This window comes from Capnocytophaga sp. oral taxon 326 str. F0382, from assembly GCF_000318295.1.
GTDB classification, from domain to species: domain Bacteria; phylum Bacteroidota; class Bacteroidia; order Flavobacteriales; family Flavobacteriaceae; genus Capnocytophaga; species Capnocytophaga periodontitidis.
Genome location: NZ_KB291378.1, coordinates 170,777 through 184,140, shown reverse-complemented (window position 1 = coordinate 184,140; position 13,364 = coordinate 170,777). Strand labels below are relative to the sequence as shown.

At 38.4% G+C, this 13,364-nt stretch carries 18 protein-coding genes and 1 pseudogene; 11 read left to right on the top strand and 8 right to left on the bottom strand.

Annotated elements, in window-relative coordinates:
• The 10 genes and pseudogenes from HMPREF9073_RS15670 to HMPREF9073_RS03260 all read left to right on the top strand — a co-directional run.
• Nucleotides 1-125, top strand: a pseudogene (locus HMPREF9073_RS15670) (IS1595 family transposase); the annotation flags it as partial.
• 14 nt (nucleotides 126-139) lie between these two features.
• The gene (locus tag HMPREF9073_RS03300; protein WP_009412570.1) at nucleotides 140-1,153 is read left to right on the top strand and encodes a hypothetical protein; all 1,014 of its coding nucleotides are present in this window, start codon (nucleotides 140-142) and stop codon (nucleotides 1,151-1,153) included.
• Between the two features lie 122 nt (nucleotides 1,154-1,275).
• Nucleotides 1,276-2,112 (top strand): hypothetical protein, encoded by an 837-nt coding sequence (locus HMPREF9073_RS03295; RefSeq protein WP_009412569.1) that lies wholly within the window; start codon nucleotides 1,276-1,278, stop codon nucleotides 2,110-2,112.
• 105 nt (nucleotides 2,113-2,217) lie between these two features.
• Nucleotides 2,218-2,397, top strand: a complete 180-nt coding sequence (locus tag HMPREF9073_RS15875) for a hypothetical protein (RefSeq protein WP_009412568.1) — start codon at nucleotides 2,218-2,220, stop codon at nucleotides 2,395-2,397.
• 42 nt (nucleotides 2,398-2,439) lie between these two features.
• A complete protein-coding gene (locus HMPREF9073_RS03285) occupies nucleotides 2,440-2,640 on the top strand; it encodes a hypothetical protein (protein ID WP_034555239.1) in 201 nt (66 codons plus the stop codon).
• 31 nt (nucleotides 2,641-2,671) lie between these two features.
• Nucleotides 2,672-3,358, top strand: coding sequence for a hypothetical protein (locus tag HMPREF9073_RS03280; RefSeq protein ID WP_009412566.1), 687 nt, complete (start codon nucleotides 2,672-2,674; stop codon nucleotides 3,356-3,358).
• 284 nt (nucleotides 3,359-3,642) lie between these two features.
• Entirely contained in the window at nucleotides 3,643-3,954 is a 312-nt protein-coding gene (locus HMPREF9073_RS03275) for a hypothetical protein (RefSeq protein WP_002678453.1), read from the top strand.
• Entirely contained in the window at nucleotides 3,945-4,859 is a 915-nt protein-coding gene (locus HMPREF9073_RS03270) for a ribonuclease Z (RefSeq protein ID WP_034555237.1), read from the top strand. Before HMPREF9073_RS03275 ends, HMPREF9073_RS03270 begins: the two co-directional genes overlap by 10 nt.
• Before the next feature lie 169 nt (nucleotides 4,860-5,028).
• The gene (msrB, locus tag HMPREF9073_RS03265; RefSeq protein ID WP_369699431.1) at nucleotides 5,029-6,078 is read left to right on the top strand and encodes a peptide-methionine (R)-S-oxide reductase MsrB; all 1,050 of its coding nucleotides are present in this window, start codon (nucleotides 5,029-5,031) and stop codon (nucleotides 6,076-6,078) included.
• Nucleotides 6,079-6,084: 6 nt separating this feature from the next.
• Nucleotides 6,085-6,948, top strand: coding sequence for a glycerophosphodiester phosphodiesterase family protein (locus HMPREF9073_RS03260; protein ID WP_009412561.1), 864 nt, complete (start codon nucleotides 6,085-6,087; stop codon nucleotides 6,946-6,948).
• Here HMPREF9073_RS03260 and HMPREF9073_RS03255 read toward each other — a convergent pair.
• The 8 genes from HMPREF9073_RS03255 to HMPREF9073_RS03220 all read right to left on the bottom strand — a co-directional run bounded on the left by HMPREF9073_RS03255 (nucleotide 6,945) and on the right by HMPREF9073_RS03220 (nucleotide 12,098).
• Nucleotides 6,945-7,682: a TIGR03915 family putative DNA repair protein gene (locus HMPREF9073_RS03255; protein WP_009412560.1), complete on the bottom strand. Its 738-nt coding sequence runs from the start codon at nucleotides 7,680-7,682 to the stop codon at nucleotides 6,945-6,947. The two genes, HMPREF9073_RS03260 and HMPREF9073_RS03255, sit on opposite strands and share 4 nt — an antisense overlap.
• A 2-nt stretch (nucleotides 7,683-7,684) precedes the next feature.
• The gene (locus HMPREF9073_RS03250; protein ID WP_009412559.1) at nucleotides 7,685-8,488 is read right to left on the bottom strand and encodes a phosphoribosyltransferase family protein; all 804 of its coding nucleotides are present in this window, start codon (nucleotides 8,486-8,488) and stop codon (nucleotides 7,685-7,687) included.
• A 16-nt stretch (nucleotides 8,489-8,504) separates the two neighbouring features.
• A complete protein-coding gene (locus HMPREF9073_RS03245; protein WP_009412558.1) occupies nucleotides 8,505-9,164 on the bottom strand; it encodes an HAD family hydrolase in 660 nt (219 codons plus the stop codon).
• Nucleotides 9,164-10,309 carry a cytochrome-c peroxidase gene (locus HMPREF9073_RS03240; protein WP_009412557.1) on the bottom strand — a complete coding sequence of 382 codons (1,146 nt, stop codon included), beginning with the start codon at nucleotides 10,307-10,309 and terminating at the stop codon, nucleotides 9,164-9,166. Before HMPREF9073_RS03240 ends, HMPREF9073_RS03245 begins: the two co-directional genes overlap by 1 nt.
• Before the next feature lie 9 nt (nucleotides 10,310-10,318).
• Nucleotides 10,319-10,507 carry a hypothetical protein gene (locus tag HMPREF9073_RS03235; protein WP_009412556.1) on the bottom strand — a complete coding sequence of 63 codons (189 nt, stop codon included), beginning with the start codon at nucleotides 10,505-10,507 and terminating at the stop codon, nucleotides 10,319-10,321.
• The gene (locus tag HMPREF9073_RS03230) at nucleotides 10,488-10,952 is read right to left on the bottom strand and encodes a hypothetical protein (RefSeq protein ID WP_009412555.1); all 465 of its coding nucleotides are present in this window, start codon (nucleotides 10,950-10,952) and stop codon (nucleotides 10,488-10,490) included. Before HMPREF9073_RS03230 ends, HMPREF9073_RS03235 begins: the two co-directional genes overlap by 20 nt.
• Nucleotides 10,953-11,037: 85 nt before the next feature.
• Nucleotides 11,038-11,889 carry a dTDP-4-dehydrorhamnose reductase gene (rfbD, locus tag HMPREF9073_RS03225; RefSeq protein WP_009412554.1) on the bottom strand — a complete coding sequence of 284 codons (852 nt, stop codon included), beginning with the start codon at nucleotides 11,887-11,889 and terminating at the stop codon, nucleotides 11,038-11,040.
• A 2-nt stretch (nucleotides 11,890-11,891) separates the two neighbouring features.
• The gene (locus HMPREF9073_RS03220) at nucleotides 11,892-12,098 is read right to left on the bottom strand and encodes a hypothetical protein (protein ID WP_034555269.1); all 207 of its coding nucleotides are present in this window, start codon (nucleotides 12,096-12,098) and stop codon (nucleotides 11,892-11,894) included.
• 215 nt (nucleotides 12,099-12,313) lie between these two features.
• Between HMPREF9073_RS03220 and HMPREF9073_RS03215 the strand changes: the two genes are divergently transcribed.
• Nucleotides 12,314-13,273, top strand: coding sequence for a ribonucleotide-diphosphate reductase subunit beta (locus tag HMPREF9073_RS03215; protein WP_009412552.1), 960 nt, complete (start codon nucleotides 12,314-12,316; stop codon nucleotides 13,271-13,273).
• Nucleotides 13,274-13,364: the final 91 nt, after the last annotated feature.

Below are 13,364 nucleotides of genomic sequence, written 5' to 3'. Positions count from 1 at the left end.
ACTTAGATTGCGAAGAATATTTAGCTTCTTTAAAAAGGGAAGACGGATATTGCTGTCGCAAATGTGGTCATAAAAAATATCAAATCCGAAAAGATTTTTCGCGTACTTGTAATATCTGTGGAGATTAGGAGAGAAAATTATGCAGGTAAAATTAGATAAAATTTCAGAGTGGACGACTACGGGATTCAAGCTAAGCAATGGTGCCTATCAATATGCTCCCATAAATGCAAAAAATCATTTTGCACGAGGAAAAGACGAATTTGTTATCTGGAGCAGCGACGATGACGGCAATTGCTACGGTATCGTTTGGATAAAGGCGGGGCAATGGTCATTCATTCCGTCTCCCGCACAAAAGAAAAGCTGGAATAAGCCCGTTTTGTTGGATACAGGTTCCGATATTTTAATTATTAGCAGAGAAGACAAAAAAGTCTGGTGGGTGTCGTCTCCCGAGCAGAAACCGTGCGAAGTAGTAAGTGAAAACTTGTGCGCTGCAGAGAATATCACGGAGATTTCTACACTTGGCGAAAACGGGGTTTATCCGATTATTTGCCGTGTCGACGGAGAGGTATTTGCCGCAAATAGTTTTACCTCTCTACACTATGACAATGAGACACATACGCTGCATTGGGACAAGCAACTCACCCCTGTGTTTACAAATGAAAAAGTCCGAAGCAATTTTATGCTATCCTTAGGACGGGCAGAGGGTATCTATCACAAAATGGATTTTAGTTACTCCTATCCCCAGATAGGTAGCCTTATGATAAAAGATAATTCGATTTATGCCTTCGTGGAAGCAGATACAATAAATCCTTGCAGCTTATCACAATTCAAGTATTATTGGTACCTCGAACTCACCCAAGACGGTATCTACAAGAGGAAAATATGGGGAAAGGAAAAATTGGAAAAGCTTACACAAAAACAAGGCTTGAGGGGAAAATTCAGCGCCCAAAAAGAATATCTAATCCTATCTCCGATTTTCAAGACAGATGAATGGAAAGGAAACCAAAAACTGTTGAGATTGTCTGACTTGGAGCTTCTGGATATTACATTCCCAAGGGGATATTCTAAATTCAGGATTATGGATATTTGGGATAATTACGTATTTATCAGCGACGAGGCATACCATATCGCCCTCTGCAAAATGGTGGTATAGATGATTTATTGTATCTTTGCACAAAGTTACTGAATTTTGGTGTTCTTTTTTCTCAAACACAAATTACTAATTTTCGGGAACTTTTATTTTATTGAACAGCTTCTTCATAAAAAACAGAATGTATGATTTATTACAAAATATCTATTTTCATCATTTTATCACTTGCTTTAAAATGTGCAATGGGGAAAGGTGATAATAATCAAAAGAATAGTATAAGTAATTCAACTCTTATTGAAGGGGTAAATACTTCAGCATCATTCATAAAGAACATTGAATTAAAACAATACAAATACAAAGGCTCCTATATTGAAGATTTAAAATTAGATGATTTTCAAAAAAAGGATTTTCGCTTGGAGTTTTTCAAATTTTTAAAAGAACAAGAATTTGAAAAAGAAGAATATGCTCAAGTTTTTTTCATAAAACTATTGTTAGTTCGCATTGAACAGAAAGATGAAGCTATTTTATATGATATTTTGAATCATATTTTTAAAGATGATTCATTAGGATATTATTTAGAAGATTATAATGTATATTTATACCAACTTTTCTTATATAAACCTCATTTTTTCATTAAAAACGCCTATAAATATGGTGATTCTTCAATAATTGATTACATCAATCATTCTTTGCCAAACGCTTTGCTCACAAACGAAAAAACTATCAAAAACGATATGGGTGAAATCATAAAAGATAGTGATAATCTGCTTTTGATAAGCGAACAACAAGTCGACCTTTTTTCATTAGCAGCATTAAAGAATAAAATCAAGAAACAGAGTGTTATAGAAGTTTTTTATGCCCCTTCGCTTAAAACAGGATGGAAAGAGAAAACTGCTGTTTATTACAATATTTACAATTGTATTAACGAAGAAATTTCAACATCCTTAACCGTAGAAGAAAGAAAATATTTTGAAGAAAATTTTTACCCAATGTTTCAAGATTATATTGTAAAAAACAAATAAAAAGAAGCCTGTCCCACCGCAGATAAAATGTTAAATATCCTTTTTTTCTTGCTTTGTAAAAAACTAATTACTAACTTTGTAGCGGAATTTTAAAACCTTTATAATATGAAAAAATCCATACATTATATATTGCTCACTATAACCATTATATCATTTATTCCTATTTATATGAATGGTTTTGCTGGATATCAACTCAATAAATGGTTAGTAGCATTGTCATACACAGTGTTAGTTGGTAATATTTTTGTTATTGGCTATTTTGCCAGCCAGAGAAAAAAGTGTTAACTCACTTCAATCTCAATTTTTAATCTTAATATCTTATTTATTATGAAACCTTTTTTAAGAAAAGATGTAAAAAGCGTCTTATTTGTGTTAGTAACCATCGGTTTTTTTGTAGAAATAGCCTTTCTATGTTTTGCAAATTTAAATGGTAGAGATGTATTAAGCAATAGCCTTACAGCATTGGTATGTTTGCTTTCAGCTATTTCTATAGGTTTTGCTTTACAAAAAGAAAGACAAAAAGAATAATATTTGTTCATAAGTAACTCTATCTTCTCAAATGAAACATCTTTTATTTACGCTAATATGTTTAGTGAATACCTCTTTTGCACAAAAAATAGATTTCTTTGAAAAATTAGATTTTAAAGATTTAGTTTTTTATGGAAAAGAAATTAGTTTTGCTATGCAAATAACAGGTAATACCGAAAAAAGTTGTAAAGGGAATTTTAAAATTTCATCTAACACGTACGAAATAGAAAATTGCACTCTTAGCGAACAAGAACCTACTAATATAAAAGATATAAACCAGATTAAAGAATTACTGAAATTTGCTGTGCGTACCTCAAACGCTATGTATATCTCTCTTTATCAATATGATGCACATAATAAGGGAAAGTTTAAAACTTCTTATATGTCCGATAATACTTGGAAACTCACTTGTGCCGACAAGGCGACAAGAGAGATGATGCAGTTAAGTAAAAACGATAAATGTTATTTTATGGTTACCCTAAACGAAGAGGGGTATATTACTCAAATAAAATCGGTTATAGAGGGCATAAGGGAAGATATTGTGCATTATACAACGCAATATCTATCACCTGAAGATGCTGAAGCCTTAGGAGGAGCGATGGGCAAACTCTTTGTAGGTAATACTCTTGTAGCTTTTTTTACTGATATAGAAGGTAAGTTTTTGGATAAACAGACTGGTAATACTCTCCATTTTCAATTAAAAACTAATCCATTATAAAACCTTTTTTAACTTTTATGAATCCCCGAAAACCAATTCTTATTATCACAATGCTATTGCTCGCTTTGGGCATACCATTTATGCTGTTATAGAATACCTGCACAATCAAGGGAAAATCGCTCCTTTTTTATCAGGAGTTTTATTCGTTATTCTTTTTTCAAAATTGTATTTCGATACTAAAAAGAAAAAGAAAATAATTGATTATTTCGCACTATTCTCTTCTTTTTAATAGATTCCTTTGTCCTTTAAAATATTATTTATAATTTTGCGGGAAATTTGTACTAATGAAAGAAACTACCGAAATTACCCTCAATAAATCACAACTCCCCTCTTGGCTGGCAACATTCAGCGCTACCCAAAAACCTCAGCATATTATCATTACACTACCCGAAGAGGAACATTGGCTCAAAAAAGACCTCAAACCGCTTGCTTCGTTTGCAAAACAGTACAGCCAGCAACAAGCAAAATCGGTGGTGGTGGTGCAACGCGCTTTGGCTCTCGAAGATTTTGAACTCAGCCTGCACATCGCCCCTACCCTACAAGAAGCCTACGACCTTATTGAACTCGACGAAATAGAACGCGACTTATGGAAGTAACTATCTTAGGTTGCCACAGTGCGACCCCTCGCTCTAATGCCCGCCCCTCGGCTCAACTGCTCGAAATGCGCGGTCATCTGTTCCTCATCGATTGTGGAGAGGCTACCCAAATCGCTCTCCGCAATGCCAATGCTAAATTCTCCCGCATCAAGCACATCTTCATATCTCATCTCCACGGCGACCATTTCTATGGACTTTTCGGACTTATTTCTACTTTCCAACTCCTTGGTCGTGAAGCCGAAATGCATATCTACGGACCTAAAGGCATCAAAGAAGCAGTGTTACTCGTGCTTAAACTCGGTGGGGCTTACACACCTTTCCCTTTGTATTTTCACGAACTATCTTCTAAAAATTCTGAACTCTTATACGAAGATGATAAAGTATTAGTGCGCACTATCCCGCTGCAACACCGCGTCTATACCAATGGTTTCCTATTTCAAGAAAAAGAAGGTGAACGTCGCCTGAATATGGATGCTATCGCCCGATACCCCGAGATTGAAGTATGTGATTACCAGAATATCAAAAATGGAAAAAACATTACTTTAGAGAATGGTAAAACTATTGCCAATACCGAGCTCACTTTTGAGCCTCACCGTCCGCAAAGTTACGCCTATTGCAGCGACACTGTTTATTTAGAAGATTTAGCGACCGAAATACAAAGAACAAGAGTGATTTACCACGAATCTACTTTCTTGAAAATCAACGAAGAACTCGCTGCCAAAACAATGCACGCTACCGCCTACCAAGCAGGGCTTGTCGCCAAAAATGCTCAGGCTGAAGCGCTTATTTTAGGGCACTATTCCTCTCGCTACCCCGATGTAAATATGTTTAAACAGGAAGCGCAAGAGGTTTTTATGAATGTTTTGTTAGCTGAAGACGGAAAAAAGTTTGTTTTTGAAAATTAGCATTGGCACTGTTTTTGAGGAAATTGCCAACTGAAAAACTAATTATCAACAACAGCAAATGAAAACCTTTTTTTTTAGCCTTTTGGCAAGTGTCTTCACTTTGGGATGCGCTAACGGAACCGCTACTAACCAACAAGTTTCAACTAACAACAAGAACCTCAACACCGAGATGAAAGAACAAAATTACTCCAATGCTAATACTACCGACATTTATTTTGCAGGAGGCTGCTTTTGGGGCACTGAACACTTTTTCAAGCAAATACGCGGAGTACTCGCTACCGAAGTAGGTTATGCCAATGGCAACCTCTCGAAAGCGCCCAGCTACCGCCAAGTGTGCGTGGGTGATACAGGTTTTGCCGAAACGGTGAAAGTTACCTACGATCCTCAACTCATCAACCTGAACCAACTACTCGACCTCTATTTCAAAATCATCGACCCTACTTCTCTCAACAAACAGGGCAACGACCGCGGCACTCAGTACCGCACGGGTATCTACTATACAAATGAAGCTGAAAAACCTCTTATCGAGAAAGCTATTGCCATAGTGGCAAAACAATACTCACAACCCATAGTGGTAGAGGTTCTTCCGCTAAAAAACTTCTACAAAGCCGAAGAATATCATCAAGATTATTTAGACAAAAATCCGCAAGGATATTGCCATATTTCACCCGCTTTGTTTGAGTTGGCTCGCCAAGCAAACCCCGCTCCTGCCGAGAAGACTTTCAAAAAAGCTTCTAAAGCCGATCTCCGCAAGCAACTCACCCCCGAACAATACGCTGTAACTCAAGAGAGCGCCACCGAACGTCCGTTTGCTAATGCTTATTACGATGAATTTCGCGAAGGTATTTACGTGGATATCACCACTGGTGAACCGCTTTTTGTCTCTACCGATAAGTTTGAATCGGGATGTGGATGGCCAAGTTTCTCTAAACCTATCGACAACAAGCTCATCGCTGAAAAAACGGATACTTCTCACAATATGACCCGTACCGAAGTGCGCAGCAAATTAGGCGATGCTCACTTAGGGCACGTGTTCAACGATGGGCCTAAAGATAAAGGCGGCTTGCGTTACTGCATCAATAGTGCATCGTTGCGCTTTATCCCTAAAGAAGATATGGAAAAAGAAGGTTATGGCCAATATCTTCCTTTATTAGACACTAAAAATACCCAAAACACTAAAAATAAAACTAAAACTACTAAGAAAAATAAGAAGAAATAAACACTGATGAAGAAAATTTTATCATTTATAGGACTCCTTTTTTGCGCCATAGCCTGCAAAAACGCTTCAGCTCCAGCAACAGGACAAATTATCGCTCAGCAAGAGATTACTAACCAAATTTATTTTGCTGCCAAACCTATTGTATCGGCTCACCGCGGTGGTGGCGGCGAAGGTCTCAAAGGATACCCCGAAAACTGCTTGGAAAGCATTCAGTATCTTTCTACTAAGGGAGTGCACAGTTTTGAAATTGACATTTTTGAAAGTGCCGATGGTGATTTGCTTTTGATGCACGACAACAGTTTAGGTCGTACTGCAACGGGCAAAGGTGAAGTTTCGGCTATGTCTACCGCCGATTTACTCAAAGAAAATCTAAAAGATGAGTTCGGCAATGTAACTCAGTTTAAAATTCCTTATTTAAAAGATGTATTAGCGTGGTGTAAAGCCAATCACGGATACCTAATGCTCGATTTCAAAAAAGGAATTTCTTACCAAAAAGTAGTAGATTTAGTACGTGCTGAAGGTATGGAAGCCCAAGTGGTACTCATCAGCTATAATACCGAGCAAGCCAAAGCGCTCTACAAAGTGGCTCCAGAGATGTTGCTCTCGGTAAGTGTGCGCAACAACGATGAGTTAGAACGTATATTGCAAACGGGTATCCCCAAAGAAAAATTGGTAGCCTTTACAGGTATCAAAGTAGCTCCTGATGCGCTCTACCAACGTTTGAACGAACTGAAAATCCCTGCTATTTTGGGTACTTTAGGAAACTTAGACAAGCGTGCAGCGACTAAAGGTGATCATCTTTACAAAGAATGGGCGCAAAAAGGTATTCAAATTTTCTCTACTGATAGACCTCTTTCCCTTTCATTTTAAACTTCGGGCAAGTACTGCCAATAACGCTTAGGCATATTCCTGAGCTGGTACTTGCTGTTCTTGCGTTCGGCTATGTTGATGTGCTGGAAATAAGTTTTCCAAAGCATTTCATAGCCGTCGGGCAGGGAGGCGGATAGCTTTCCAAATTGTTTATCGGCGGGAGTAAAGGGAAAGACTTCTTCTAAATCGTAAGCAAAACCATAAGCGCGTTGCGGGTCGTAGAGCACCCACTGCTGGTCGGAAAATCTATTTTTGAAGTGAGGAACTACCAAAGCCAGCACATCGTACTCAGGAACTATTTTGGCGAAATACAAATCGCCTACCTTCTCAAAACGCACAAACTCTTTCATTCGGTGTACTTCTCTGCCTACACTTTTGGCAGCCTTGCGTATGGCAGCAATAGCCGTATTTCCATAGTTTTCAAGCACTTGTTCTTCAGGGTATTGTATCATCAACCGGATGGCGGCTAATAGATAGTTTTCCATTCCCTCTTCTTCCGATAGGAAAGCCCTCAAAACCACTGCTTTTCCTTCTTTTCCCCAACATTGTTCTATTTTGTTCAGCACGCGCTCAGCCTTAGCTGCATCGGTGTATACGGTTATTGCTTCCTCAAACAGCGAGGGAGCAAATAGGTGTTGGGCAACGATAGCAACTTCCTCATAACGGTATTCAAAAACTACAAAAACCGCTGTGAGGAAGCCTTCAAAAGTACTATCATATACTAAAATCTTCAAAATTAAGGCGCTATTTTTAGTAAATTAGTCCTATATTCAGCTATTTGGTGATAATTATTGCTAATTGCCCATTCAAAAATCTCTTTTCGTTGGGTTTCGGCTATATTTTTATATATTTTGTCAAATTCAGCTTCAGGAAGTAGTAAAATATACTTAATGATGCGCGTATTGAAAGCAAAACGCTCACTTTTCATCAGTTCAATAAGGTCAGAAGGAGTTTTGATAGCAAAATAATTGAAGTGATTTTCAATTTTAGGGTCTATATCCTTATTGGTAAGTTCAGCGTAGTACAAGAAAAAGAAATCGCCTTGTACGTTGTACTGCTTGAGAATGCGATTCACGGTGTGCTCGTGGCTACCAGTGATTTTGATATCGTCAATAAGCAAGCAGCATTTCCCTTCTATAAAAGTGCGATCGATGTAATAAGTATCATTGGCAATGAGGTTTACGCGTTGTTCGTAGCTCATATTGCCATAATCCTGCACGTAGGTTTGATTGCGGTGTATTTTGGCAGTTACGCAAGATTTGCGATTGTGCTGAAAGAGAAAGTAGTTCAGTTCTTTCTTAAAATAATGACACAGATAGTCGGATGCAGTGGGGATTGCGTAATACGGACTTGGCAAAAGCACAATTTCATCTTGTGCTAAAATAAAATCACTGTGTTGGGCGATAAACCCTGCAAAGAGTTCTTTGCCAAATTGTTCGGCAACAGCTGTGTCGCCAAATTTAAATCTACTGTAGGCGGCTTCGCTAAAAGTACAAGACTCAGCACTTTCTATAGAGTGCAGACTAAAACGTTTATTCATTTAATTTAAATAAGAGTTAAGAGATAAGAAAGGCACACAAACCTGCATTGGTAGCACCTTGTATATCAGCAATAGGGTTATCGCCTATGTGCAGCCACTGAGTTTTTTCAACGGGGCGCAAGGCGTTAGTAAGTTCATAAGCCTTTTGGAAAATCGCAGGGTTAGGTTTGGCAATCCCTTCCTCATCGGAATAGAGTTCAAACGAAAAATAGGACGATAATCCGTAGTACACCAATACCTTATGCAAGGTCTTCCCCTTAATGAAAGCCGTATTGCTCAACAGACTTATGGTCTTCCCTTGTGATTGAATTTCGGCGAAAAGCACATCTATTTTAGGGTCTAACAACTGAGGCATATAATGCAAAAAGAGTGTTTCCTGCTCGGAAAAACACGCTTCCCAATCTGTATGCTCATCTATGGGAACATTCAGCAGTGTGAGTACTCTTTCAAAAAGCGTTTGCTGAGGGATATGCAGCCCTGTGCGTTCACTTTCGGCATTGGCTTGCAAATCTACCTCACGTACTGCCTTGCGCACCTCGTCTAAAGGTGCATTAATGCTAAAATAGCGGCGTAACCATCGGTCTCGTTGTTCTTTGAAAACAGGGTGAGAGCGGATGAGCGTGAGCCACATATCAAATGAAAAGTGCTGGTATTTCTGTAGGTTGATAGTAGTCATTATTGGGGGAGTTCGGGCATTCGTTCGTGATAAGCCGGTGAAGAAAGTGTTTTGAGGAAAGCTACCAAGGCTTCTTTTTCCTTTCTACTGAGGTTCAGAGGCTGCAATAGGCGGTCGGTAGTAGGGAAAAGCGTATCTTTCTTTTGGTTTTCGCGAGGTTCAGGGCGTGGCATTCCTATGTTGTACATTTCCACAACACCCTCAAGATCGGGCATAAAGCCATTGTGCATATAAGGAGCAGTACGTGCCACCTCTCTAAGCGATGGTGTTCTAAAGCTCCCCACATCTTCTTTCTTTTTAGAGTGTTTGTATTTGCCTAAATCCTCGTACATACGTCCGTAATAGGAAAGTCCCACATTGTGAAACTGGTTATCGGAGAAAAGAGGGGTATTGTGACAATTGATGCAGCGCGCTTTGGTGCGGAAAAGGGGTAAGCCTACTACCTCCTCATCGGTAAAACGATTTTTATCCCCACTGATAAAGCGGTCGAATTTGCTTTTGCCACTCACAATAGTGCGTTCGTAAGTAGCGATAGCTTGGGTAATACGTTCGATAGTTATCTTATCGTCACCAAAAGCCTTTACAAAGTAAGGTTTGTAGCCTTTAATTTTGCGAATGCGTTTTACCGATAAATCTTGGGTAGAGTGCATTTCCACGGGGTCGGTCATAGGACCTAAGGCTTGAGCTTCTAAAGTAGCAGCCCTGCCGTCCCAAAAGAGAGAAGTATAATACCCCGTGTTGAGAATAGTCATTGCGTTGCGTACCCCTGTACGGCGGTTATGCCCAAACGACACACTGCGACCATCGCCCCAACCCAATTGCGAATCGTGGCAAGAGGCACAGGATATTTGCCCCGAACGTGACAAACGGGGGTCGAAAAAGAGCAGTTTGCCCAATGTTTTTTTATCTTCGGAGAAAGGATTATCAGCGGGAAAAGGCATTGGAGGTAAAGAGCCTATATCTTGAAAACCAGCTACAAGAGTGCTGTCTAAGGTAGGAGTTTCCCATTTTGTAGGGTCGCCAGAACTATACATCGTTCGCAGTTGAGCGATATATTCGGGGTCGGTGAAGATATCGTCTTTATGGCGTAGCGTAAAAGCCAAAAGACCTAAAATACCAAGTATGATAAGAGGAAATTTCTTCATAGAGAAATGTTAACGAGTAAAACTCTTAGGCAAGCCCACTCTTTTGATTGTTTCCTTAGCACGTGCTAATTTTTCAGCAAAATAAGGATGATTATTATATATATCAAGAGAAGAATCTGGTTCCATCAATATATAATAAGGCGTTTCTTTCTGTACCTTTAAAGGTTTTCGCACCTGTTTATTTCGTTTCGTTGTCATAGTTTACTCTTTTACGTTTGATTACAAATGCTTCATAATTAATATTGGGACGAAAATCTTCCCATTCTTGATTCAAAAGACACTGTAGTTCAAAATCTTTTTCTACTAAATCAAAATATTTCACTATATTCATCTGATATAATCTCGTTCTTGAAGGAGTACTCCCTTCAGCATAAATCCAAACCTCAGGAAATTTTTCTGTAAAAGCATAAATTGCTGAAACTACTGAACTTAGAACTTTTTCAGTATCCCCATTATTAGATACAACTTTGTCATCTAACTCTTTAGTAATAGGATTTATATCTCCAAATCCTAAATTATAAAGACCTTTTTCTATTTCTTGAAAGGAGATAATCTTATGAATCATTCCTTTTTTTCCTTCACTTACAAAAGTATAGGTATCTCCTATTTCATTAGGGATTACTTTATATTTTGGCAGGTTCATAATATTTCAAATGATAGTTTGTTGCTATTATTTTGTAAATAATAGTGCAAAGATAGAGTTTTTCTCAGATATTCCTAAATTTTATCTATAGGTTAGTCTCTTTTTTCAAAAAACTATCTCTCCAATATGGAATGCGATAAGCAAAATCGGTTTTAAGTTTGGTTTTGTCTAATACTGAATAGGAAGGGCGTGTTACTTTGCTAGGAAACTCGACTGAAGTACAAGGTAATACCTCACAAGCATTGCCCGCTTTGGTTACTATAGCCACAGCAAAATCGTACCACGAGCATACTCCCTCATTAGAAAAATGATATACTTCACGCTTACCGCGATACCAAGCATTTTCTATAGCTTGCACTATAAAATCGGCTAAATCGGCAGCATTAGTAGGCGTTCCTACTTGATCGATTACTACTTTTAGCTGGTCGCGCTCGTTGCTAAGTCGCTGAATTGTTTTTACAAAATTATTGCCAAAGCGGAGAGAATAAAGCCAAGAAGTACGGATGATAAGATACTCAATTCCACTGTTTTGAACAGCTTGCTCAGCTGCCAATTTGGTACGACCATACACGCCAAGGGGTTGAGTAGCATCGGTTTCACGATAGGGCGTATTTTTAGTACCTCCAAACACATAATCGGTAGAAATATGGATAAGAGGCAAGTGAAATTCGCTGCACACATTTGCCAAATGAACTACAGCTGTGTGATTGATAGCTTCGGCGGTAGCAGAATCATCTTCAGCTTTATCTACATTGGTATAAGCTGCACAATTCACGATGAGGTCAATAGCGTGCTGTTGAACGAAAGCACGAATAGCCTGGGCATCTGTAATGTCCAAGCTGTCGGCATCGCTAAAATAATAATTGCTTATACGGTGTGTGTTGTTTTGTATTTCGGAACCTAACTGACCGCTGGCTCCGGTTACTAATACATTCATTATTAGTAAGCGTAGCTAAACGCATTGCTACCTACGGTTGCAGCGTACTTATTGTACATTCTGTTAGCATCACCTTTATATTTATCAGGTACACTGTTGCCAAATTTGTTGTACAAGGCTACAAATTTTTCTTTCAAATCAGGAGTAACTTCAGTGTTGAAATTTTCCATATACAAGATTTGTTCGATTAACTTTACAAATTCTTCCATAGCTTTTAACTTTTTTATTAAAATGAATTTTATTCTGTTTTGCGAGGGCAAAGATACGAAGAAAATGCAAAACAACAATGAAATAGTTATCAATTAAAATCAACACGTTATCAACATAGTTATGAACAGGAGTGATTTTACTAATTTACTAATTGGCTAATTGTCAAATTATCCCTATCTTTGCCCCCTGAATTATTAATAAAAACACAATAAAAATGGGAATTTTTGATAAACGCGAGAACTACAAACCTTTTGAATATCCTGAGGTTATGGAGTTCGTAAACGCTATGCACAAATCGTTTTGGGTGCACTCCGAAGTAGAATTTACTGCCGATATTCAGGATTTTAAATCTAATTTATCGACTGTAGAGCAAGAAGCCGTAAAGCGTGCCTTATTAGGTATTGCACAAGTAGAAGTATCGGTAAAAACCTTTTGGGGCGATCTTTATGACCTCTTTCCTAAACCCGAATTTAACGGTCTTGGCGCTACTTTTGCCGAGTGTGAATTCCGTCACAGCGAAGCCTACGCGCGCTTATTGGAGGTATTGGGCTACAACAACGAGTTTGAAAACCTTCTTGAAGTGCCTATTTTCAAAGAGCGCAACAACATACTAAAAGAATACCTCGCTAAAAACCGCGAGAATGCTATGGAGCGCATCCTTTTCTTCACCCTTATTATAGAGAACGCCTCTTTGTTCAGTCAGTTTGCTACTATTTTATCGTTCACACGTTTCAAAGGTTATTTGAAAAATGTAGCCAACATCATTGCTTGGACTTCTATTGATGAGCAAGTGCACGCCAATGCTGGTATTTATATTCTCAAAAAAATATTTGAAGAACGCCCCGAAATGAAAACCGTTGCCGAGCACGAAGCTACTAATTTTATCCGCAACTATATTCTTTTGGAAGACAAGATGCTCGACTGGATTTTTGAACAAGGTGAATTAGAATTCTTCAGCAAAAAAGACCTCGCTAACTATATGCGTTACCGCCTTGACGACTCGCTTACCCAACTCGGTTTAGACAAACCTTTCAACATCAGTGGTGATGAAGCTAAACCTATGATGTGGTTTGAAGAAGAGGTATTTAGCAACGAACTCGACGATTTCTTTGCCAAACGTCCTACCGCCTATACCAAACACGACAAGAGCATCACCGAGAACGATTTGTTTTAAGGATTTAGGTATTAGGGGATAGGGGATAGAGGATAGGGGATAGAACAAAGTATCTAAATAACGTCAGTTCGATATAAAAGAATATTGATTT

Bases quoted from the DNA above. Each gene is read 5' to 3' on its own strand.
- HMPREF9073_RS03300 (WP_009412570.1), top strand. From the start codon at position 140: ATGCAGGTAAAATTAGATAAAATTTCAGAGTGGACGACTACGGGATTC.
- HMPREF9073_RS03295 (WP_009412569.1), top strand. From the start codon at position 1,276: ATGATTTATTACAAAATATCTATTTTCATCATTTTATCACTTGCTTTA.
- HMPREF9073_RS15875 (WP_009412568.1), top strand. From the start codon at position 2,218: ATGAAAAAATCCATACATTATATATTGCTCACTATAACCATTATATCA.
- HMPREF9073_RS03285 (WP_034555239.1), top strand. From the start codon at position 2,440: ATGAAACCTTTTTTAAGAAAAGATGTAAAAAGCGTCTTATTTGTGTTA.
- HMPREF9073_RS03280 (WP_009412566.1), top strand. From the start codon at position 2,672: ATGAAACATCTTTTATTTACGCTAATATGTTTAGTGAATACCTCTTTT.
- HMPREF9073_RS03275 (WP_002678453.1), top strand. From the start codon at position 3,643: ATGAAAGAAACTACCGAAATTACCCTCAATAAATCACAACTCCCCTCT.
- HMPREF9073_RS03270 (WP_034555237.1), top strand. From the start codon at position 3,945: ATGGAAGTAACTATCTTAGGTTGCCACAGTGCGACCCCTCGCTCTAAT.
- msrB (WP_369699431.1), top strand. From the start codon at position 5,029: ATGAAAGAACAAAATTACTCCAATGCTAATACTACCGACATTTATTTT.
- HMPREF9073_RS03260 (WP_009412561.1), top strand. From the start codon at position 6,085: ATGAAGAAAATTTTATCATTTATAGGACTCCTTTTTTGCGCCATAGCC.
- HMPREF9073_RS03250 (WP_009412559.1), bottom strand. From the start codon at position 8,488: ATGAATAAACGTTTTAGTCTGCACTCTATAGAAAGTGCTGAGTCTTGT.
- HMPREF9073_RS03245 (WP_009412558.1), bottom strand. From the start codon at position 9,164: ATGACTACTATCAACCTACAGAAATACCAGCACTTTTCATTTGATATG.
- HMPREF9073_RS03240 (WP_009412557.1), bottom strand. From the start codon at position 10,309: ATGAAGAAATTTCCTCTTATCATACTTGGTATTTTAGGTCTTTTGGCT.
- HMPREF9073_RS03235 (WP_009412556.1), bottom strand. From the start codon at position 10,507: ATGACAACGAAACGAAATAAACAGGTGCGAAAACCTTTAAAGGTACAG.
- HMPREF9073_RS03230 (WP_009412555.1), bottom strand. From the start codon at position 10,952: ATGAACCTGCCAAAATATAAAGTAATCCCTAATGAAATAGGAGATACC.
- rfbD (WP_009412554.1), bottom strand. From the start codon at position 11,889: ATGAATGTATTAGTAACCGGAGCCAGCGGTCAGTTAGGTTCCGAAATA.
- HMPREF9073_RS03220 (WP_034555269.1), bottom strand. From the start codon at position 12,098: ATGGAAGAATTTGTAAAGTTAATCGAACAAATCTTGTATATGGAAAAT.
- HMPREF9073_RS03215 (WP_009412552.1), top strand. From the start codon at position 12,314: ATGGGAATTTTTGATAAACGCGAGAACTACAAACCTTTTGAATATCCT.